Raw genomic sequence first — 21,479 nt, forward strand, 5'->3', positions numbered from 1 at the left:
GTGGCAGGTTCGCGCCGCTTCGGCGCATTCGCGCGCAAGTTGGCGCCGCTTCGGCGGCTTCTTCCTGCAGGTTTGCGCCGCCTCGGCGCCGCAAATGACTGAATGACATGGCTGTAGTTCGGGAACTACATGGATGTAATAGTCAAGCCGACACGCCGATAGATCCGAGAAAATCCGAGAGAACTGTTTCTTTTGTGACTGGAGTTCACTAGCGTGCTCGTCGTGCCCGGTGTGGTGGGGAAGCCATCCGGGCCGGCCCCGGCGGTGGGGAAGCCGCCGGGGCCAAGCTCCCCGCCTCGGGGCGGGGCTGACGAGGGGAAGAAACGTGCGCAGGATGATCTCCGGGCGCCCGCTGGTGTTGGCAGCGGCAGCTGCCATGACGGTCGGCGGGCTCTCATTGCCCGCCTGGGCCGACCCGACCGACGCTCCCAGCCAGGAGCAGGTCAACGCCGCGCGCGCCGCTGCTGAGGCGAAGGCGCACACGGTCGAAGGCGTCCAGGCCCGGCTCGACGCCGCCAACGCCCGACTCGAGAGCGCCGAGATGCGCGCCAGCATGGCGGCCGAGGCCGCCAACGGTGCGATCTACCGCCTCGGGCTCGCGCAGGAGGCTGCTGAGAAGGCGGAGGCCGCCGAGGCCCAGGCGCGGCGTACCCTCCGCGGCCACAAGGCGGCGTACACCGATCTGCTCGCGCGCACCTACGAGCAGCAGCCCCAGCTCCAGGCGATCAACGCCATGACCACGCAGGCGCGGCCGCGCGAGCTGATGTCCTCCGCGAGCACGACCTACCAGCTCTCCCGAGCGATGGACGACATCGAGACCGGCTACCGCTCTGCTGCCGCCAAGGCCGGCGTCGCGGCAGACAAGGCGGACGCAGCGCGCACCAAGGCGTCCTCGCTCGCCGCGCAGGCCACCGCCGCGCGCAACCAGGCCCAGGCCTCCGCCGATGCGGCGGCCGCCGAGGCCGACCGGGTCGCCCAGCAGAAGACGAAGCTCCTCGGCGAGCTGGCCACGCTCCAGAACATCTCGGTCGAGCTCGCCGGCCAGCGCCAGGCGGCGCTGGAGGCACAGCGCCGTCAGGCCGCCGCCGCGAAGGCGCGCGCCGAGGCCGAGGCCCGCGCCGCTGCAGACGCCGCACAGGCTGCCGCCGACAAGGCCGCTGCCGACAAGGCTGCCGCCGACCGGGCGGCGCAGCAGGACGACGATCCCGCACCGGCTCCCGCCCCAGCGCCCGCGCCCGCTCCCAACCCGGACCCGCCGGCATCCCCCGGCGGCATCGAGGCAGTCATCTCCTACGCCAAGGCGCAGCTCGGCGACTGGTACCTCTGGGCCGCCGCAGGTCCCGACCGCTGGGACTGCTCCGGCCTCACGATGATGGCCTTCCGCCAGGCCGGCATCTACCTGCCGCACTTCTCCGGTGCGCAGTACGACGCCGGTACGCCGATCTCGGTCGGCTCCGCGCGCCGCGGCGACCTGATGTTCTGGTCGAGCAACGGCCGCCCGTCGGGCATCCACCACGTCGCGATCTACCTCGGCGGCGGCCAGGTGATCGAGGCGCCGCGAGCCGGCACCCAGGTCCGGATCCGCTCGCTCGACTACTGGTACCCCGACCTGGCCGCCCGCCTCTGACGGACTCACCCGAGACGGCGAGCACCGGCAGCGCACGCACACAGACGCCGTACGACGGCCCGGGACATCGCGTCCCGGGCCGTCGTACCTCTGTCGGGCTTGTCCTAGGGTGACTGGCATGGCCACCGAAGAGAGCAAGGTTTCCGACGACGGCTACGTCCAGCCGGTCGTCGACGTCCCCACGCTCACCCGCCTCCTCGACGGCGAGCACGCTGCGCTGCGCGACAAGGTGCGCGCGGCCCTCGTCGAGCACGTCGGGTTGCTGCACGACGCCGACGAGATGCCCCGCGACGAGTTCCGCGACCGCGTCCTCGACGCCGTCGTGGAGATGGCCGGCACCGGTCTCACCGCCTCCCACTTCCCGACCGAGTACGGCGGGGGCGGCGACTTCGGCGCGACGGTCGCTGCGTTCGAGACCACGGCGTTCGGCGACCTCAGCGCGCTGGTCAAGATCGGCGTGCAGTTCGGTCTCTTCGGCGGTGCCGTGCTCAACCTCGGCACGAAGCGGCACCACGACGCCCACCTCGCCGACATCGCCGCGGGCCGGCTGCTGGGCTGCTTCGCGATGACCGAGACCGGCCACGGCTCCAACGTCCAGGCGATCGGCACGACCGCGACGTACGACGCCTCGACGCGCGAGTTCGTCATCGAGACTCCCGACGACGCCAGCCGCAAGGACTACATCGGCAACGCGGCGCGCCACGGCACGATGGCCGCGGTCTTCGCGCAGCTGATCGTCGGCGACCCTGGTGGTGAGCCGGAGAACCACGGCGTCCACTGCCTCCTCGTCCCGATCCGCGACGAGGCCGGCGAACCGATGCCCGGCGTCCGGATCGGCGACTGCGGCCACAAGATGGGGCTCAACGGAGTCGACAACGGCCGGCTCTGGTTCGACGGCGTCCGGGTGCCGCGCGAGGCCCTGCTCAACCGCTTTGCCGACGTCTCGGAGGACGGCGTCTACTCCAGCGAGATCGAGAGCCCCAACCGCCGCTTCTTCACCATGCTCGGCACGCTCGTCATGGGACGCGTCAGCGTGGCCGGGGCGGGCATCAGTGCGAGCAAGGTCGCTCTCACGATCGCCACCCGCTACGCCGACCGCCGCCGCCAGTTCACCGCCTCCGACGACCAGCCAGAGGAGCTGCTGCTCGACTACGGCCAGCACCAGCGCCGGCTCTTCCCCCTGCTCGCGCGCACCTACGCCCTGCACTTCGCGCAGGACGGGCTGCGGCGCCACTTCGACGACGTCTTCTCCGGCCGCACCGCCGACGAGGTCGTACGCCGCGGCCTCGAGTCGAAGGCCGCCGGCATCAAGGCGCTCGGCACGTGGCACGCGACGCGCACCATCCAGGAGTGCCGCGAGGCCTGCGGCGGCGCCGGCTACCTCACGGCCAACCGGTTCGCCGCACTGAAGGCCGACACCGACGTCTTCACCACCTTCGAGGGTGACAACCACGTGCTGCTGCAGCTCGTGGCCAAGGGGCTGCTGACCGACTACTCCAGCGAGTTCGGTGACATGAGCCAGCTCGAGCTCGTCCGGTTCGTCGCGGGGATGGCGGTCGACCAGGTCGTCGAGCGGTCGATGGCGCACCGCCTCGTCGAACGGCTGCGCGACGTGCTCCCGGGCGACGACAAGTGGAACCAGGACAGCGGCCTGCTCGACCCGGTCTACCACCTCGACATGCTGCGCTTCCGCGAGGAGCACATGGTCGCCGGTGCGGCGAAGCGCCTCAAGCGGGGCATCGATCAGGGCATGCCGGCGGGCGAGGTCTTCTCCCGCGTGCAGGACCACGTCATCGCGACCGCCCACGCGCACGTCGAGAGGATCCTGCTCGAGTCGTTCATCGCCGTCTTCGCGACGCTTCCGCACGGGCCCAACCGTGTCGCGCTCGGGCTGCTCTGTGACCTCTACGCGCTGACGACGATCGAGGCCGACCGGGCGTGGTTCATGGAGCACAACCGGCTCACGGGCAGCCGCAGCAAGGCGATCAGCCGCGAGATCAACGACCTGTGCCGCAAGCTGCGGCCGCTGGCAGTGGACCTCGTCGACGCGTTCGGCATCCCGGAGGAGCTGCTCCGCGCCGAGGAGCTGCTGGGCTGGCAGTAGGCGCGCCCTAGGCTGGCGCCATGACCGCTCCCGTGTACGTCGTCCTGGGCGCCGGCCCGGGCCTCGGCCTGTCCACCGCCCGTCGTTTCGCCGAGGCCGGCCACCGCGCCGTCCTCCTCGGCCAGTCCGCCGAGAGCGCCCAGCCGCTGGCCGAACAGCTGGTCGCGGAGGGCTTCGAGGCGGAGGTCGACGGTGTCGACCTCCTCGACGAGGCCGACGTACGCCGCGCGGTCGGCGCCGTCGTCGAGCGTCACGGTCGCGTCGACGTCCTGCACTTCAACCCGAGCGCCTGGCGCGAGCGCACTGTCCTCGAGCTGACCGTGGCCGAGCTCCTCGAGGACGTGACGTTCGGCGTCGGGGCGCTGCTGCCCGCGCTTCAGGCCGCTGCCCCGGCGATGCCGACCGGGGCGCGCGTGCTCGTGACCGGCTCGCAGGCGGCCGACACCCCGTGGTCCGGCGCGCCGACGCTCGGCATCCAGAAGGCCGCCGTCCGCAACCTCGTCACCAGCATCGACGCGACGATGAAGGAGCGTGGCGTCCGCGCGGTGGCGATGCAGGTCAACGGCATGCTCAAGAAGGAGGGCCCGTTAGGTCCCGATGCGGTCTCCGCCGCGCTCTTCGCCGCCGCCACCCGGCCCGACGAGGGCTGGACGGCCCACGTCTCCTACGACGGCTGAGCGGCACCACCCGACGTACGACGAAGGCCCGGTCCCCGCAGAGGGGACCGGGCCTTCGTGGTGGTTCAGAAGCGGGTCAGTGACCGCCGTTGGCCTGCGCGTCCTTGAACCGCTGCACCGACAGGGCGATCTCCTTCTCGGCCTCCTCGCGGCCGACCCAGTCAGCGCCCTCGACGGACTTGCCGGGCTCGAGGTCCTTGTAGACCTCGAAGAAGTGCTTGATCTCGAGCAGGTCGAACTCGGAGACGTCGCCGATGTCCTGAAGGTGCGCCATGCGCGGGTCGTGCGCGGGCACGCAGAGGAGCTTGTCGTCGCCGCCGGCCTCGTCGGTCATCCGGAACATGCCGATCACGCGGCACGGGATGTGGCAGCCCGGGAACGTCGGCTGGTCGAGGATGACCAGCGCGTCGAGCGGGTCGCCGTCGTCAGCGAGGGTGTCGATGACGTAGCCGTAGTCCTCCGGGTAGGCGGTGGACGTGAAGAGCATCCGGTCCAGGTAGATCTTCCCGGTCTCGTGGTCGACCTCGTACTTGTTCCGCGAGCCCTTGGGGATCTCGACGAGGACCTCGAACTCCAGCACTGTTCCTCCAGCGTGTTGCGTCATCGGGTGGCCGACGCGGCTCGTCGACCGGGCAGACTTGGGGGTCGGCCCCCGCCGTGGCGGCGATCGGGCCGAGGTCATCTTGACGCAGAATCCGCGCTTTTGCGCATTTGAAAGGACATGATCCGTGGCACGAGACGCCTCCAGCGCCCGCCCCCGACGCTCGCGGTGGGCCGTCTGGACGCCGGTCCTGCTGGTCCTGGTGCTCCTGGCCTCGGCGTTCGCCTCCTTCCAGTACGACGTCCCGCGCCGCCTCGGCTGGGGCGATCGTGCCGACGACGTCGCTCTCGTCGCACCGCCCACGGGAGTGGACCTGCCGACGATGGGGGCACCTGCGCCGGTTGCCGCGCCGCTGGTCGCGACTACCCCCGACCCCGCCAGCATCCGGGCCGTACTCGCCCCCGTCCTGCGCGACCCTGATCTCGGGCGGCACGTGGTGATGGCGGTCGCCGATGCCGGCGGCAACGTCCTGTTCCGCGGGGGCACCTCGCCCGCGTCGCCGTCCGCCGTTCCCGCGTCGACGACCAAGCTGCTGACTGCGGCCGCCGCCCTCGAGAGCCTCGGGCCGGCCACCCGCTTCCGCACCTCCGTGGTCGAGGGTGCCGCGGCGGGCGAGATCGTCCTCGTCGGTGGCGGCGACCCGTACCTCACCGACGACCCGCTGACCGACGAGGACACCGAGCGTCCGGCACCGGCCGACCTGCGCACGCTCGCGCGCAAGACCGCTGCTGCCCTTGCCGCGAAGGGCACCACCCGCGTGCGGCTCGGCTTCGACGACTCCCTCTTCTCGGGCGCGAGGGTCAACCCGCGCTGGGACCCCACCGACGTCGGTGCCGGTTACGCGGCGCCGATCACGGCGCTCTGGTCCGATCAGGGCCACCCGGAGGACGGCCCGGTCACGGTCGACGACCCCTCCCTCCATGCGGCCCAGCTCTTCGCGAGCGCGCTGCGGGCCGCAGGAGTGCAGGTCGCCGGTGCCCCTCGGCGTACGACGGCGGGGGCGCAGGCCGCCGAGCTCGCCGGCCTCGACAGTGCCCGGGTCGACCAGATCGTCGACGAGGTCCTGGCCGCGAGCGACAACGAGGGCGCGGAGGTGCTGGCCTTCCAGGTCGGGCTGAAGGAGGGCACGGGTGCCTCGTTCAGCGGCGGCCTCCAGGGCATGCGAGCGGTCCTGGCGCGCCTGGGCGTCCAGCTCCAGGCCGGTGACCGCGTCTTCGACGGCAGCGGTCTCTCGCCGGCCACCAGGCTGACCCCGGACACCCTGATCCACGTGCTGTCGCTCGCGGTCGACCCCGCCCATCCGGGGCTCCGGACGGTGGCGACCGCATTGCCCGTCGCCGGATTCACGGGCTCGCTCGCGGAGCGCTTCGAGGACGGCCCGGTCGCCGGCCGGGGGCGTGCCGCGGCCAAGACCGGCACCCTGACCGGCGTGCACTCGCTGGCCGGCGTCGCGACCACACCCGACGGCGAGACGTTGCTCTTCGCGGTCATGGCCGACCGGGTGAAGCCGGAGAAGGCGCTCGACGCGCGCCAGGCACTCGACGTGATCGTCTCCACCCTCGCGTCCTGCATCTGCAGCTGAGTCCGGGTTTTCCCGATCGGTGCACACGGTGAGCCGGGTCTGCCTACGCTTCTCTGGCCCCACCAACTTTCTCGTGAAGGAACCCGCGTGAACTCGTTCGCCCGCCGCTTCGCGGCGCTCGCCGGAGCCGCTGCGCTCAGCGCCGGCCTCGCCGCACCCGCCCACGCCGAGCAGTGGGCGCGCACCGACGCCCGTGGCGACGTGACGTCGTCCACCAACTGCGACGCCGAGGGCAGCTCCTGCACCGACACGATCGACGCCGCGGCGAAGCAGCCCGACGTACTCCGCGTCGTGACCACGCACACGACGGACCGCGTCAAGGTCTACGCCCGATATGCCGAGATGACCAGCGGCGGGGTGCGCGTCCACCAGTTCCGGGTGTACACGAACGAGGGGGTTCGTCGCCGCCTGACGGTGATCCTCGACGACGGGCGCGTCGTCTACAACCAGCTCGACCGAGACAGCGGCAGCAAGGTCGCCTGCGCGGGCCTGCGCCGCTCGATCGACTACGGCGCCAACACCGTCGCGCTCAGCATCCCGCGCGCATGCCTCAGCAACCCGCGCTGGGTCCGCGTCGGCTTCGGCTCGATGATCATCCGTGACGTCAACGACGCGACCCGGGGCTACAAGTCCGACGATGCCCTCCGCAGCGGTCTCTCGGCGAGCACCTCCGACCTCGTCCTCGGACCGCGGCTCTCGCGCGGCTGAGCGGCGCACACAGATTGCACGCGGCGGCGGTCGGCTCCCACCCGGGAGCTGACCGCCGCTGGCGTTTCCCGGTCACGCCGTACGCTTCCGGGCATGACTGAGGGAGCGGACGAGGGTCGCAAGCAGCTCGTCGACTGGGAGTACGCCGTCCGGCTCGGCACGAAGTTCGCTGGCGAGGGGCCCGTGGTCAGCCGGTCCGAGGCAGACGCCGCGGTGGCCGAGCTGCGCGCGGGTGCTGCGCGCTCGACCGGCCTGGTCGCGGAGTTCACCGGCCTGGTCGCGCCGGAGGACACCGCGCCCGTCCTCGTCGTCGACCGGGGCGGCTGGGTGCAGGCCAACGCCGACAGCTTCGCGGTCCTGCTCGATCCGCTGATGTCCAAGGTCGCCGGCCGCGGCAAGGAGCCCGGCCCCGCGGCCCGGGTGGTCGGGGGGCGGATCGCCGGTGCGGAGCTCGGCCTGCTGCTCGGGTTCATGGGCTCGAAGGTGCTGGGCCAGTTCGACCCGTTCTCCCCGCCGGCGGGGAGGCTGCTGCTGGTCGCCCCCAACGTGGTGCACGTCGAGCGCGAGCTCGAGGCGCACCCCACCGACTTCCGGCTCTGGGTCTGCCTCCACGAGGAGACCCACCGGGTGCAGTTCACCGCGGTCCCGTGGATGCGGGACCACATCCGTGAGCAGGTGCAGGCGCTCTCCGAGACCGTCGACCCCTCGCGCATGTGGCAGGACCTCGCCTCCGGCGTCCAGCGGATGGTGAAGGGTGAGGGCGGGAGCATCGCCGAGCTGATGAGCTCCCCGGCCCAGCGCGAGATCATCGATCGCGTGACCGGCGTGATGTCGCTGCTCGAGGGCCACGCCGACGTCGTGATGGACGGTGTCGGACCCGAGGTGATCCCCACAGTCGCCGACATCCGCCGGAAGTTCACCGTACGCCGCGGCGGCGTCGGCGTCCTCGACAAGGTGCTCCGCCGCCTGCTGGGCCTCGACGCCAAGATGGCGCAGTACCGCGACGGCGCCGTCTTCGTCCGGCACGCCATCGACGCCGTCGGCATGGAGGGCTTCAACGCGGTCTGGGCGGGCCCCGAGAACCTTCCCTCCAAGGCCGAGATCCACGACCCCGCCGCCTGGCTGAAGCGCGTCCACGGCTGACATGGGGCTCCACCCTGCGGTCGCGGCGGTGCGCCTCGCCGTACGTCGGGACGTGCCGGTCCTCGACGCAGGCAACGGAGCGCGGTGGTCACCGCACGTCCGCGACGGCGGCTGTGTGCTCGTCGCGTGCTCGGGCGGGGCGGACTCGCTCGCACTGCTGGCCGCGACCGTCTTCGAGTTTCGGCGCGTGGACGCACGGGTCATCGGCGCCGTCGTCGACCACGGCCTCCAGGAGGGCTCGGCCGAGCACACGGCCCGCGTCGTCGAGCAGATGGCCGCGCTCGGGGTCGACGAGACCGCCTCGATCCGAGTGCACGTCGACGTCGCGAGCAGCGGCGTGGAGGCGGGAGCTCGCGAGGCGAGGTATGCCGCGCTGGGCCAGCTCGCGACGCACTTCGGTGCCGATCTGGTGCTCCTCGGCCACACGCTCGACGACCAGGCGGAGACCGTGCTGCTCGGATTGACCCGGGGCAGCGGCGGCCGCTCGATCGCGGGCATGCGGCGTGGGTTCCACCAGGACGGTGTCGCGTTCTCGCGGCCGCTGCTCGGCATCAGGCGCGCCGAGACGGAGGCCGCGTGCCGGGCCGAGGGCATCGAGTTCTGGGTCGATCCCCACAACTCCGACCCGCGCTTCCTGCGGTCGCGGGTGCGCCACGACGTGCTCCCGGTCCTGGAGCGCGAGCTCGGCCCCGGGATCGCGGAGACGCTGGCGCGGACCGCCGACCAGCTCCGCCGGGACATGGAGTCGCTCGACACGATCGCCAGCCAGGAGTTGGGCCGCGTGCGCTCGGGGGAGGGGGCGGACCTGGCGTTGGCCCTGCCCGACGAGCTCGTCTCCGAACCCGCACTCTCAGCCCGCGTCCTCCGGCTCGCCGCACTCGAGGCGGGCGCGCCCGCCGATGAGCTCTTCGCCGTCCATGTCGACGCGCTGCAGCGCCTCGTTGAGGTGGGGCGGCCGGACAAGGAGATCCAGCTGCCGGGCCACCTCACCGCCTACCTCGCGGACGGGCACCTCCGCTTCCGGCGTACGACGTCCTTGGCGTGAGCCGCCCCCGTTCGACGTACACCTTCGCGCGCGGCGCAGCGCTCCTCGGGCGTGCTGCCCGCCGAGGGCCTGCACCTGTACGTCGAGCGGGGGGAGGGCGGTGGATAGCCCGCCCGGTCCCGGCGTACGACGCGCTGCGGCACCGCACAGACGCACGCCGTAGGCTGCTGCCATGGATTCCGCGCACGTCGAGAGCGACCTCGTCAACATCCTCTTCACCGAGGAGCAGATCCAGGCGAAGCTCGCCGAGATGGCCCGCAAGATCGAGGCGGACTACGAGGGGGAGGAGCTCCTCGTCGTCGGTGTCCTCAAGGGCGCGGTCATGGTCATGGCCGACATGGCCCGTGCGCTCAACCGCCACGTCGAGATGGACTGGATGGCGGTGAGCTCCTACGGCTCCGGCACCAAGTCGAGCGGTGTCGTGCGCATCCTCAAGGACCTCGACACCGACATCCAGGGCCGCCACGTGCTGATCGTCGACGAGATCATCGACACGGGCCTGACCCTCAGCTGGCTGGTCACCAACCTGGCCAGCCGCGGCCCGAAGAGCGTCGAGATCGCCACGCTGCTGCGCAAGCCGGACGCGGTCGCGATGCCCGTCGACGTGAAGTACGTCGGGTGGGACATCGCCAACGAGTTCGTCGTCGGCTACGGCCTGGACTACAAGGAGAAGTACCGCAACATGCGCGAGATCGGCACCCTCGCGCCGCACGTCTACTCCTGATCGGGCCCCGGAGCACCCTCCTCGGGGGAACGACCGGGCCCTCACGCTCGTTGCGGCTGACGTGTACCGTCGGTCCTCACTCATGACTTCCCGGTGAGGGCCGGGCAGCCGTCGTCGAAAGAAGCCTGTGAAGCGCATTGTCAAGGGCCCGTGGCTCTGGATCTTCATCGCTGTGGTGGGCGTCGTGCTCGCCCTTCAGTTCCTCGCCCCCAACGGTGGGTACGACGAGGTCCCGACCTCCCAGATGCACAAGTACGTCGCGTCGGGTGAGGTCAAGGAGATCACCTTCGTCGACAACGACCAGGAGATCCGGGCGGTGCTCGACAAGAGCGTCGACCGTGAGGGCGGACGTCGGGTCATCTCGCACTGGGTCGACGGCCAGCAGGCGAGCCTGATCGAGGAGGCGCAGGCGCAGTTCGACGAGGGCAAGATCGAGAAGGTCAACTCCGAGAACCCCCAGCCGTCCCTCCTGGCGAACATGTTCTGGACGCTGGTCCCCTTCATCATCATCGTCCTGATCTTCCTGTTCCTGATGAACAACATGCAGGGCGGCGGCGGTCGGGTCATGCAGTTCGCGAAGTCGCGGGCGAAGCTGATCACCAAGGACATGCCGAAGACGACGTTCCAGGACGTTGCCGGCTGTGAGGAGGCGATCGAGGAGCTCGGCGAGATCAAGGAGTTCCTCCAGGAGCCCGCCAAGTTCCAGGCCGTGGGGGCCAAGATCCCCAAGGGCGTCCTGCTCTACGGCCCTCCGGGCACCGGCAAGACGCTGCTCGCGCGCGCCGTCGCCGGCGAGGCGGGCGTGCCGTTCTACTCGATCTCCGGCTCGGACTTCGTCGAGATGTTCGTCGGCGTCGGCGCCTCGCGTGTGCGTGACCTCTTCACGCAGGCCAAGGAGAATGCCCCTGCCATCGTCTTCATCGACGAGATCGACGCCGTCGGCCGCCACCGCGGTGCCGGCATGGGCGGCGGCCACGACGAGCGCGAGCAGACCCTCAACCAGCTCCTCGTCGAGATGGACGGCTTCGACGTCCGCGGCGGCGTGATCCTGATCGCCGCGACCAACCGTCCCGACGTGCTCGACCCCGCACTGCTCCGACCGGGTCGTTTCGACCGCCAGATCCAGGTCGACGCCCCCGACCTCAACGGTCGCGAGAAGATCCTCAAGGTCCACGCGCGTGGCAAGCCGATGGGTGCTGACGTGGACCTCTCGAGCGTCGCCAAGCGCACACCGGGCTTCACCGGAGCCGACCTCTCCAACGTGCTCAACGAGGCCGCGCTGCTCACGGCGCGCAACAACGAGAAGCTGATCAGCAACCTGGCTCTCGACGAGGCGATCGACCGCGTGATCGCCGGCCCGCAGCGACGCACGCGCCTGATGAACGAGAAGGAGAAGCTCATCACGGCGTACCACGAGGGTGGCCACGCCCTCGTCGCCGCAGCGCTCCCGGGCAGCGACCCCGTCCACAAGATCACGATCCTGCCGCGTGGCCGGGCCCTCGGTTACACGATGGTCCTGCCCGACCAGGACAAGTACTCCCAGACCCGCGGGGAGATGCTCGACAAGCTCGCCTACATGCTCGGTGGCCGCGCCGCGGAGGAGATGGTCTTCCACGACCCGACCACCGGTGCCGGCAACGACATCGAGAAGGCCACCAACCTGGCCCGGGCGATGGTCACGCAGTACGGCATGACCGAGCGCCTCGGTGCGGTCAAGCTCGGCGAGAGCCAGGGCGAGCCGTTCCTGGGTCGCGACATGGGCCACGCTCGCAACTACTCCGAGAGCGTCGCCGCGATCGTCGACGAGGAGGTCAAGAAGCTCCTCACCGAGGCCCACCAGGAGGCCTTCGACATCCTCGAGGAGAACCGCGACGTGCTCGACAGCCTCGTCGTGGCGCTCATGGAGAAGGAGACGCTCGACAAGGCCGAGGTCGCCGAGGTCTTCACCGCCCTGCGCCGTCGCGACCGTCGTCCCGCGTGGACCGGCTCCGACAGCCGGCGCCCGTCGGCCATCCCGCCCGTCGCGTGGCGCGGTGGCGTCGACAGCGAGACCCAGGACGCCGTGACCGGCGACGAGCTCAGCACCGACGGGGACCCGGCGTGACGGATCCGATCAGCGCCGACGTCCGCGACCCCGACGAGATCCCGGCGTTCGACCACGAGCGGGCGCAGGCGGCCGTGCGCGAGCTGCTCCTCGCCCTCGGCGAGGACCCCGACCGCGAGGGCCTGAAGGAGACGCCGGCGCGCGTCGCCCGGGCGTTCGCCGAGGTGACCGCCGGCCTGCGCCAGCGTCCGGAGGACGTGCTCACGACGACCTTCGACCTCGGCCACGACGAGATGGTGCTGGTCCGCGACATCGAGCTGTGGTCGATGTGCGAGCACCACCTGGTGCCGTTCACGGGCGTCGCCCACGTCGGCTACATCCCGTCCGAGACCGGCAAGATCACGGGCCTGTCCAAGCTGGCCCGCCTCGTCGACCTCTACTCCCGGCGCCCGCAGGTCCAGGAGCGGCTCACCACCCAGGTCGCCGACGCGCTCATGCAGATCCTCGAGGCCCGTGGCGTCATCGTCGTCATCGAGGCCGAGCACCTCTGCATGACGATGCGCGGCGTCAAGAAGGCTGGTGCGCGCACCATCACCTCCGCGATCCGCGGCCAGATGCACGATCCCGCCACGCGCAGCGAGGCGATGTCGCTGATCATGCACGGCACGCGCTGAGGCCGTCGTGCACGGACACCCACTGCGGTACGTCGAGGGCCTGCCGCAGCCGGGGCGCGCCCTGGTGATGGGTGTCCTCAACGTCACCCCCGACTCGTTCTCCGACGGCGGCCGGTACGCCGACACCGCACGCGCCGTCGCCCACGCGCGGCGGCTGGTGGCCGACGGTGCAGACCTTGTCGACGTCGGTGGCGAGTCCACGCGCCCCGGCGCGAAGCGGCCGAGCGCCGACGAGGAGCTCGCGCGCGTCGTCCCGGTCGTCGAGGAGCTCGCGGCAGACGGGCTGCTGGTCAGCGTCGACACGATGCGTGCCGAGGTCGCCGAGGCCGCTGTCCGGGCTGGCGCCAACCTGGTCAACGACGTCTCGGGTGGCCTGGCCGACGACGCGATGTTCGCGACGGTCGCCCGCCTCGACGTTCCCTACGTGCTCATGCACTGGCGCGCGCACTCCACCGAGATGCAGCGCCACACGGCGTACGGCGACGTCGTGGAGGACGTCCTCGCCGAGCTGGGCGAGCGGGTGCGCGAGGCGGCTCGTGCCGGCATCACGCACAGCATCGCGATCGACCCCGGCATCGGCTTCAGCAAGACCACCGCACAGAACTGGCAGCTGCTGCGCGGTCTCGAGCACTTCCACGACCTCGGGCACCCGGTGCTGGTGGCGACCAGTCGCAAGCGGTTCCTGGGCGAGCTGCTCGCCGACGCCGAGGGAGACCGCGCTCCTGCGGAGCGTGACGCGGCGACCGCTGCCACCGCCACGCTCGCCGCGATGGCCGGCGCATGGTGCGTCCGCGTCCACGACGTACGTTCCAGCGCCGACGCGGTCCGCGTCGCCGCCCGATGGGGAGGGTGAGTCCCATGTCCGACGTCCTGAGGATCACCGGCATCGAGTGCTTCGGGCACCACGGCGTCTTCGACTTCGAGCGGCGCGAGGGCCAGCTCTTCGTCGTGGACCTCGAGCTGGGGATAGACACCCGCCCCGCGGCGGCCTCCGACGATCTCGCCGACACCGTCGACTATGGCACCCTGACGCTCGCGGTGAAGGACGCCGTCGAGCGTGACCCGGTCGACCTCATCGAGACTCTCGTCCAGCGGATCGCCCACGTCTGCCTCTTGGCGGACAGGGTTGAATGGGCGACAGTGACAGTGCACAAGCCTCAAGCGCCGATCGACGCGACGTACTCGGATGTCGCGCTCACCATCACCCGGAAGAGGAGCCAGAGCTCGTGACGGAGACCCCCAACCCGCACATCATCGACGCGGACACCCTGACGGGAGAGATGCACCCGATCCGCCGTGCGGTGATCAGCCTCGGCTCCAACCTGGGCGACCGCATGTCGGCCCTGCAGGGAGCCGTCGCGGCGCTGGCGGACACCCCGGACGTCTGGGTGACCTCGGTCTCCCCGGTCTACGAGACCGAGCCGGTCGACGCCCCGGAGGGCTCCGACGCGTTCCTCAACGCCGTGGTCCTCGCCGACACGACGCTGCCGGCGCGCACGTTGCTCGACCGCGCCCTCGCGATCGAGGACGCCTACGACCGCGACCGTGACGTCGAGCGCAACGCTCCGCGCACCCTCGATGTCGACCTCGTCGTCCTCGGCGACCGCCGTTCGGAGACGGCTGAGCTCCACCTGCCGCACCCGCGGGCCAAGGAGCGCGCCTTCGTGCTGCAGCCGTGGTTCGACCTCGAGGCCGATGCGACGATCCCCGGCGCCGGTCCGATCAAGACCCTGCTCGAGTCCCTCGACACCAGCGGCATCGTCCGCCGCGACGACCTCAGCCTCGAGATCGAGTGAGCGACCGACCCCCGGGTCGGCCCTCCCGGCCGGACCGGGGGTCGATCCGGCCCACGACGCCGGCCGTCCCCGTCCTGACGGCGAGCGCGAGCCTCGTGCTGGGCTGGATGCTGCGCCCGCTCGCGCTGTACGCCGGCCACGACGCGCCGCGGGTCAGCTGGCTGCAGGTCGCCGTCATCGCCTTCCTCGCGCTCGTGCTCGCGGGCACCGCCTGGATCACCTGGCGCGAGCTCCAGGTGCAGCGGGGGTGGCTCGAGCCGCACCACGCGGTGAACCGCCTCCTGATCGCGAAGTCGTGCGTCGTCGTCGGTGCGATCCTGGCGGGCGGCTACACCGGAGCGGCGGTGAGCTGGCTCGGCATCGAAGGCGAGGCGGCGCTCGGGCACCTGCTCCGGGCGGGCAGTGCCGGTGTTGCCGGTGTGGCGTGTGTGGCTGCTGCTATCTGGTTGGAACGCGCGTGTCGCGTCCGTGACGACGACGAGGCCGACCTAGCCTGATCGCATGGCCACCTCCTCGTCCCGCCGTCGTCAGCGCAGCACCCGGCTCACCGTCGCCACCGTCCTGCTCGCGATCGCTGCGGTGGCCGTCGTCGCTGGCGTCGCCTCCGGCAGCTTCCTGCCCGTTGCCGCTGCTGCCGTCGTCGCCCTGGTGCTGGGTGCCGGCGCCACGAAGATCACCGCCACGGAGCTGGCGCAGTCGCGCCGCGAGGCGGCAGCCGACCGTGCCCGCCAGGCGCGTGAGTACTCCGAGCTCGCCGCGAAGCGCGCTGCTGAGAACAAGGCGTTCATCGCCGGCATGGAGACCCGTATCGCCGAGCGCCAGCAGCTGATCGGCGAGCTCGAGGAGCAGCTCGCCGGCGCTCAGCGCAAGGTCGCCGAGACCACCCTCAAGCTGGGCCAGGAGGCGCGTCGCGCCGACCAGGCCGAGACCCGCCTCGTCGACGAGGGCCGCCGTCTCGACGAGGCCGAGACCCGTGCCGCGGAGGCGATCGTCCTGGTCGCCGAGCTCGAGCAGGAGCTGGTCGACCTGAAGGCCGAGCTCCAGGCCTGGCACGACTCCGCCAAGGCGCCGAAGCGCGCCACCGCCTGACCCATCCGGCGAACGGGCCGGGAAGCCTGCGACGTTATGCTCCCCGTGCCTTGATCCCGGGTGAACGGCGGAGGACATGACAGCTACAGACAGGCTTCGTCGCGCAGCGCGTCGTGCGCTCGACGCACGGTGGAGCGGCATCCACGCTGACCATGTCGGGCTCATCGACGCCACGACCCTGTGGTTCTCCGCGTCGGCCCTCCCGCGGGGTGCGCGCCTGGCCCTGCGCGGTCCGGCCGGCACGATCGACCTCGGTGTCGCCGCGACGGCCGGAGGCCTCTCCGCGACCATCGACCTCACGCCGTACGCCGACCGCGCCGGCGGGCCTGACGGCCTCGAGCTGGTCGTGCTCACCCGGGGGCGGGCGCGCCTGGTCCGGCCGGCCGCGATGACCGCACCCGAAGAGCGCCCGTGCCTGGCCCCGCCGATGCCCGGCACCCATCACGCCTGGCGGCTGCACATCCGGCCGTCGGTGCGGCTCCAGGCGACCAGCGTGACGGAGGGCGTCGGCGTGCGTTCCCTCGCGGTCGTCGATGACGAGCTGGAGGTGCTGCTCGACCTCCCGGGCACGTCCGCCGTCTCGGCACGCGCCGTCGTGGCGGAGGACGCGGCCGTGCCGCTCCCGGTCGAGAAGACCGACGCAGGCTGGGTCCTGCGTCTCGGTGACGAGCACGTGGGCGGCGACCTCGAGGTGCGGCACCGTCTCCGTGTGGAGGTCGACGGCCGCGACCTTCCGGTCGTGCGTGCCTGGCGTGAGCTCCGCGACCCCGGGCGTGGTGTTCCCCTCCCGCGGCTGTCCGGTGCCGGTGAGCAGGGCGACACCCTGATCTGGGTCGACTACGACCGTGCCGGGGTGTTGTCGGCCCGACGCCGCGAGCTGGCGGAGGCGCTGTCGTGAAGCTCATCGTGATCGCCGACCAGGCACGTCACGCCCGGGGTGGCTGGCAGGCCGCAGTGCGCCTCGGAGCCGCCTGGCGCGCTGCCGGGCACAAGGCCGAGATCTGGGTCCTCGAGGGGGAGAAGTACGGCCATGGCGCTGTGCCTGTGCGGCTCTTCGACCGTGACCGGATGGCCCACGAGATCGCGCGGAGCAGGGCTGACGCCCTGGTCAGCACCTCGGTCGACACCCTGGTGCTCACGGTCACCAACGCCCGGTCTGCGGCCCGTCTGGTCCACTGGGAGCGCTACGGCAACTCCACGCGGGAGCAGGTCGGCCACGCGCTCGGCCTGCTCGGCGCGCACCTCGACCTGGTGGTCACGCCCGACGAGGTGACCCGAGGCGCCGTCGCCGGCCTCCTGCCGGGCGCCTGCGCTCCGGTCGTCGCGATCCCCGACCCAGTGGCAGCCGGGGTGCTCCCGCAGACCTCGGGCACCGAGCGGCTGATCGTGGCGGCGGGGAGCTTCGCCGCCGAGAGCGGACTCGGTCACCTGGTGACGGCCTTCGGGGTCGCCGCCGACGACCTGCCGGGATGGCGCCTCCGGCTCCTCGGTCGCGGCCCGTCCCGCGCCGGGCTGGCGGCCACGGTGCGGGCCGAAGGCCTCTGCGACCGCGTCGAGCTGCCCGGGCTGAGCCGCGAGATGCCCCTCGACTGGGCCCGCGCCGGGATCGCGGTCGTGGCCCCGTTCCACGGCCTCTCGCTGACCGTCACCGAGGCGATGGCTGCGGGCCTGCCCGTCATCGCCCGCGACACGGCCGACGGCGCGCGCCAACGCATCGTCCACGACCGCACCGGCGTCCTCGTCGCCCAGCGGTCCGTGCCGGAGCTGGCTGCTGCCCTGGTCGACCTCGCCACCGATCCCGCCCGTCGTGCCCGCCTCGGTGCGGCCGCACGCGAGGCCGCGGCCCCGTTTGCGCCCGAGCTGGTCGCCCGGACCTGGATCGAGACCCTGACGGGCCGGCCCGGGCACGGCGCCGGCGAGCCCGGGAGCCCCACCGCCTCCGCGACCGCGACTCCTGCTGCGCCGGTCGTCGCTCCTGCGACTGCGCTGCGTGACCTGGTCGGCGGCCTCCTCGGCCTCGCGCACGAGGCGAGCCCGGAGGCCTTCGTCCTGCGGCCCGTCGGCGAACGCCGCACCGTCGTCGTGGTGCCCGCAGCGCACCGTCGTCCGTTCCTCGAGTCGCTTCGCTCCGTCACCGGACTGCTCGTGAGTGAGGCACCGTCGACAGGCGACCTCGCGAGGCGCCCGGTCGAGCTCGCCGTGCCTGCGGCGCTCGACGCGATCGCGCCGGTGCTCACCGTCTCCTCGCCTGACGGAGCCGCCGAGGTCGACGTCGAGTTCTGGCGCGAGGCTGCCGGCGCGCTACGCCCGCCGCGGGACAACGAGTGGGTCGATCACGTCGCGCTCGGGTCGCCGCGCGCGGAGGTCGACGTGGCGGGCCTGACGGTGCCGACCCTCCCGCTCGCGGTGGGTCCCACGATCTTCGACCGGCCCTTCCCGATCGACGTGGTCTACACGTGGGTCGACGGATCGGACCCGGCCTGGCAGGAGCGGCGCGACGTCGCGCTCGCCCAGCGCACCGGCATCTCGCTCGACCGGGCCTCCAGCGGCAAGGCGCGCTACACCAGCCGCGACGAGCTCCGCTACTCGATGCGCTCGCTGCACATGTTCGCTCCGTGGGTGCGGAGGATCTTCCTGGTCACCGACGACCAGGTCCCTGCCTGGCTCGCCACCGACTTCCCGCAGGTCACCGTGGTGAGCCACCGCGACATCCTCGCGGCAGAGCACCTCCCGGTCTTCAACTCCCACGCCATCGAGACCGGGCTCCACCGGATCGAGGGCCTGAGCGAGCACTTCATCTACTTCAACGACGACGTGCTGCTGGGCCGCGCGGTCCGCCCCGGTCAGTTCTTCACCGCTGCCGGTCAGTTCCACGCCTTCGTCGGCGCGCAGAGCATCGGCGTCGAGGAGCAGAACGCGCTGCCCTACCAGCGCGCGGGCCTCAACAACCGGCGTCTGCTGCGGGAGCGCTTCGGCGTGACCACGACCCGGGTCATGCGCCACACGCCGCACCCGATGCGGGTCTCGGTCCTCCAGGCGCTCGAGAAGGAGTGGCCCGAGGAGCTGCGGCGCACGGCCGCCTCGCCGTTCCGGTCGGAGACTGACCTCTCGGTCGCGTCGTCGCTCGCGCAGTACTACGGCCTGGTCACCGGCACGGCCGTCGCCTCGGAGCTCGACGCGACGTTCGTCTCGCTGACGCAGCCCAACGTCACGATGGTGCTCCGCGCCCTGCTGGCGCGGCGTGACCGCGACTCGATCTGCCTGGCCGACCACCACGTCTGGGCCTGGCCCGAGAACGTCGTCACGCGGCAGCTCCACGACTTCCTCGAGGAGTACTACCCGGTGCGACCGCCGTGGGAGAAGCCGGGAGCCTGAGCTCCCGGCCCGCCGACGCCGCGGGGATCAGCGTCGACGGAGGCGGCGGATGACGCGGTTGGTCAGGCTCCGCTCGGCGGCGTCCGCCCGCTCGCGCTGGAACTCGATGCGCGGCCAGAGGTCGCGCTTGACGTGGGTGACCTCGGCCTTGGTGTGGTCGAAGGTGATGGCGACCGCGGCGGCGTACATCTCCTTGTAGTCCGCGTGGATCTCGTCGAGTCGCTGCTGGGCGGCGGAGTCGGAGGGGTTCGCCACGAGGACGGCGAGGAGCTGCCAGACCTCCTCGGCCATGTCGCGCAGCGCGTCGGGGACGACCACGTCGTCCCAGGTCAGGCGCGACTTGCGCAGGCCGGCGTCGAGGAAGTCGTCGTTGTCGTGCGGCTGGCCCTCGACCGGGGCGGGGTCGAAGTCGAGCCCGAGCTGCTGGCCCGCGAGGAGCAGGGCGCTGCGCCAGTCCTCCATGAGGTCGCCGTAGCGGATGAACGCGCGGTCGATGCCGCGGCCCGAAGCCTCGGTGAGCAGGGCGGCGTGCACCCAGCCGGCGACGTTGGAGGTCTCCTTGGCACGGCGCAGCTCGAGCGGCTGGTTCTGCAGGTAGGCGAGGTCGCGGGAGCCGACGACCTCCGCCGGGTGGCGCAGGGAGGTCAGCAGCTTGAGGTCGGCGCCGACAGCCGCGGCGGCAGACTTCCAGATGTCCGCGAACCAGAGGGCGTGCGGGTCCTTGATGACGTACTGCGACAGGCCCAGCGCGACCTGCTCCCGCAGCCAGGCGGTGAGCTCGGCCTCGGCGACGCCGTCAGCGAGCGACGAGGCCACGAGGTCGACCGCCGCCGGACGGCTGTCGATGTTGTGCAGCGCGAGCTCCTTGAGCTGGCGCTTGTGGAAGTCGATGACCCAGACCGGCTCGTAGTACCCCTTCGGGTTCTTCTCGTCGGCCTCGACCTCGGGCTGCGGGACGTGGAGACCGAGTCGCTTCAGGCTGCCGCCGAGGGAGCTCGTGCCACTGCGGCCGGAGCCGGTGACGAGGACGATCGAGGGGCGGTTCTGCGCGGGGGCCATGGAGCTCTCTCATCGGGTCCGAGTAATGATCGCGTTGAGGTTACCCGAACCGGCCGGGTGCGCCCGCTGCGGCGATCGTGGAGAGCTCAGCGCTCGTGGGGCCGCAGTCGCAGTGCGACCGGGTCGATCGAGGCGGGGTCCAGGCCGGGCACGTCGAGGCGCCGTCCGCTGCCCTCGTCGACCCGCGGCAGCGGCCCGTCGTGCCCGGCGAGGTACGCCGCGACGTGGGCGGCCTCCTCGCGCCGGCCGTGCTCGACGAGCCAGCCGAGGAGGCGCTGCGCCGGCGGGATCTCGCACTGCGTCAGGGAGCGTTCGCCCCAGAACTCCTCGACCATCCGCCGCAGCAGCTCCCACCAGGCGTCGCTGCAGCCGGGGATCTCGCGGAAGTACCGGTGCAGGTCGCCCGGGAGCACCCGGGCGTGGAACATCGCCTGCACCGAGGCCGTGCCCTCCGTCGCGACGAGCTCGGCGGTCCGGCGCTTGGTGACGGTCCGGTCCTCGAGGTCGCGGAGGGACGAACGCTGCTGGGTGATCGAGGAGCCGTCGGTGCGGATCCGCCAGTGGTAGACGACCTCCTCGCGCACGTCGAAGCGTCCGCGGAGGTACGCCGCTGTCATCGCCGGCTGGTCCTCGTAGCGGACGCCGGTGGGCCAGCCGCCCACGGCATCACGGAAGAAGGGGGTGCGGAAGACCTTGTTCCACGCGAAGACGTCGCCGAGGATCTCGGGGTGGTCGTCGGCGGAGATTCCGCGCCGGTTGGTGCGGTGGAGGCGGCGCATCCAGGGCGGGACGTCGAGTCGGCCCTCCTCCCACCGGGCGACGTTGCCCACCGCGAAATCGGCACGCGAGCGCAGCAGCGACCGCAGCAGCACGGAGTAGGCATCCGGAGGCAGGACGTCGTCGGAGTCGAGGAAGGCGATGAACGCCGTGTCGAGGAGCGCGAGCCCCGTGTTGCGGGCGGCGCCCAGCCCGTGATTCTCCGTCCGCACGACGCGCACCCGCGGGTCGCGGGCGGCGTACGACCGGGCGATGTCGCCGCTGTGGTCCGGGGAGCCGTCGTCGACGACGACGACGTCCAGCTCGCGCCAGCTCTGTGCGAGGAGGCTGTCGAGGCAGGCGGGCAGGTAGTCCGCGACGCCGTAGACGGGGACGACCACACCGAGCGTGGGCCGGTGACGACGCAGGATCCCCATGGCCGCGCACTGTATCCGGCCGCGGGGACCGCTGCCGT

20 protein-coding genes are annotated in these 21,479 nt (G+C 71.8%); 17 read left to right on the forward strand and 3 right to left on the reverse strand.

Annotated features, from left to right (window positions below; all coding sequences use genetic code 11):
* Positions 1-334 precede the first annotated feature (334 nt).
* The 3 genes from VLF38_RS02320 to VLF38_RS02330 all read left to right on the forward strand — a co-directional run bounded on the left by VLF38_RS02320 (position 335) and on the right by VLF38_RS02330 (position 4,408).
* A complete protein-coding gene (locus tag VLF38_RS02320; RefSeq protein ID WP_325269709.1) occupies positions 335-1,627 on the forward strand; it encodes a C40 family peptidase in 1,293 nt (430 codons plus the stop codon).
* 118 nt (positions 1,628-1,745) lie between these two features.
* Complete coding sequence (locus tag VLF38_RS02325) at positions 1,746-3,731, forward strand: acyl-CoA dehydrogenase (protein ID WP_325269680.1); 1,986 nt, start codon at positions 1,746-1,748, stop codon at positions 3,729-3,731.
* 20 nt (positions 3,732-3,751) lie between these two features.
* A complete protein-coding gene (locus VLF38_RS02330; RefSeq protein WP_325269681.1) occupies positions 3,752-4,408 on the forward strand; it encodes an SDR family oxidoreductase in 657 nt (218 codons plus the stop codon).
* Positions 4,409-4,484: 76 nt separating this feature from the next.
* Here the strand turns inward: VLF38_RS02330 and VLF38_RS02335 are convergent, their stop codons facing one another.
* The gene (locus tag VLF38_RS02335; protein WP_325269710.1) at positions 4,485-4,985 is read right to left on the reverse strand and encodes an inorganic diphosphatase; all 501 of its coding nucleotides are present in this window, start codon (positions 4,983-4,985) and stop codon (positions 4,485-4,487) included.
* Positions 4,986-5,136: 151 nt separating this feature from the next.
* Between VLF38_RS02335 and dacB the strand changes: the two genes are divergently transcribed.
* The 14 genes from dacB (at position 5,137) to VLF38_RS02405 (ending at position 19,189) form a co-directional block, all read left to right on the forward strand.
* Positions 5,137-6,591 carry a D-alanyl-D-alanine carboxypeptidase/D-alanyl-D-alanine endopeptidase gene (gene dacB, locus VLF38_RS02340; RefSeq protein WP_325269682.1) on the forward strand — a complete coding sequence of 485 codons (1,455 nt, stop codon included), beginning with the start codon at positions 5,137-5,139 and terminating at the stop codon, positions 6,589-6,591.
* Between the two features lie 87 nt (positions 6,592-6,678).
* Positions 6,679-7,299: a hypothetical protein gene (locus tag VLF38_RS02345; protein WP_325269683.1), complete on the forward strand. Its 621-nt coding sequence runs from the start codon at positions 6,679-6,681 to the stop codon at positions 7,297-7,299.
* A 93-nt stretch (positions 7,300-7,392) separates the two neighbouring features.
* Positions 7,393-8,442, forward strand: a complete 1,050-nt coding sequence (locus VLF38_RS02350; RefSeq protein ID WP_325269684.1) for a zinc-dependent metalloprotease — start codon at positions 7,393-7,395, stop codon at positions 8,440-8,442.
* A 1-nt stretch (position 8,443) separates the two neighbouring features.
* Entirely contained in the window at positions 8,444-9,487 is a 1,044-nt protein-coding gene (gene tilS, locus VLF38_RS02355) for a tRNA lysidine(34) synthetase TilS (RefSeq protein WP_325269685.1), read from the forward strand.
* A gap of 172 nt (positions 9,488-9,659) precedes the next feature.
* Positions 9,660-10,211 (forward strand): hypoxanthine phosphoribosyltransferase, encoded by a 552-nt coding sequence (gene hpt, locus VLF38_RS02360; RefSeq protein WP_325269686.1) that lies wholly within the window; start codon positions 9,660-9,662, stop codon positions 10,209-10,211.
* Positions 10,212-10,338: 127 nt separating this feature from the next.
* Positions 10,339-12,315, forward strand: coding sequence for an ATP-dependent zinc metalloprotease FtsH (ftsH, locus tag VLF38_RS02365; RefSeq protein WP_325269687.1), 1,977 nt, complete (start codon positions 10,339-10,341; stop codon positions 12,313-12,315).
* The gene (gene folE, locus VLF38_RS02370) at positions 12,312-12,929 is read left to right on the forward strand and encodes a GTP cyclohydrolase I FolE (RefSeq protein ID WP_325269688.1); all 618 of its coding nucleotides are present in this window, start codon (positions 12,312-12,314) and stop codon (positions 12,927-12,929) included. The genes ftsH and folE overlap by 4 nt, the downstream gene beginning before the upstream one ends.
* 67 nt (positions 12,930-12,996) lie before the next feature.
* Positions 12,997-13,782: a dihydropteroate synthase gene (folP, locus tag VLF38_RS02375; RefSeq protein ID WP_414689352.1), complete on the forward strand. Its 786-nt coding sequence runs from the start codon at positions 12,997-12,999 to the stop codon at positions 13,780-13,782.
* Positions 13,783-13,787: 5 nt separating this feature from the next.
* Positions 13,788-14,159: a dihydroneopterin aldolase gene (gene folB, locus VLF38_RS02380; RefSeq protein WP_325269690.1), complete on the forward strand. Its 372-nt coding sequence runs from the start codon at positions 13,788-13,790 to the stop codon at positions 14,157-14,159.
* A complete protein-coding gene (gene folK / locus VLF38_RS02385) occupies positions 14,156-14,725 on the forward strand; it encodes a 2-amino-4-hydroxy-6-hydroxymethyldihydropteridine diphosphokinase (protein ID WP_325269691.1) in 570 nt (189 codons plus the stop codon). Before folB ends, folK begins: the two co-directional genes overlap by 4 nt.
* Complete coding sequence (locus tag VLF38_RS02390; RefSeq protein WP_325269692.1) at positions 14,722-15,222, forward strand: DUF3180 domain-containing protein; 501 nt, start codon at positions 14,722-14,724, stop codon at positions 15,220-15,222. The genes folK and VLF38_RS02390 overlap by 4 nt, the downstream gene beginning before the upstream one ends.
* Positions 15,223-15,226: 4 nt before the next feature.
* Entirely contained in the window at positions 15,227-15,814 is a 588-nt protein-coding gene (locus VLF38_RS02395; protein WP_325269693.1) for a hypothetical protein, read from the forward strand.
* A 76-nt stretch (positions 15,815-15,890) separates the two neighbouring features.
* Positions 15,891-16,712 (forward strand): hypothetical protein, encoded by an 822-nt coding sequence (locus VLF38_RS02400; protein ID WP_325269694.1) that lies wholly within the window; start codon positions 15,891-15,893, stop codon positions 16,710-16,712.
* On the forward strand, positions 16,709-19,189 hold the full coding sequence (locus tag VLF38_RS02405; RefSeq protein ID WP_325269695.1) for a stealth conserved region 3 domain-containing protein: 2,481 nt from the start codon (positions 16,709-16,711) through the stop codon (positions 19,187-19,189). Before VLF38_RS02400 ends, VLF38_RS02405 begins: the two co-directional genes overlap by 4 nt.
* Before the next feature lie 27 nt (positions 19,190-19,216).
* Here the strand turns inward: VLF38_RS02405 and VLF38_RS02410 are convergent, their stop codons facing one another.
* Both VLF38_RS02410 and VLF38_RS02415 read right to left on the reverse strand, forming a co-directional pair.
* On the reverse strand, positions 19,217-20,248 hold the full coding sequence (locus VLF38_RS02410; protein WP_325269696.1) for a sulfotransferase family protein: 1,032 nt from the start codon (positions 20,246-20,248) through the stop codon (positions 19,217-19,219).
* A gap of 86 nt (positions 20,249-20,334) precedes the next feature.
* Complete coding sequence (locus VLF38_RS02415) at positions 20,335-21,441, reverse strand: glycosyltransferase family 2 protein (protein WP_325269697.1); 1,107 nt, start codon at positions 21,439-21,441, stop codon at positions 20,335-20,337.
* Positions 21,442-21,479: the final 38 nt, after the last annotated feature.

The organism is Nocardioides sp. (assembly GCF_035481145.1).
Classification (GTDB): Bacteria; Actinomycetota; Actinomycetes; order Propionibacteriales; family Nocardioidaceae; genus Nocardioides.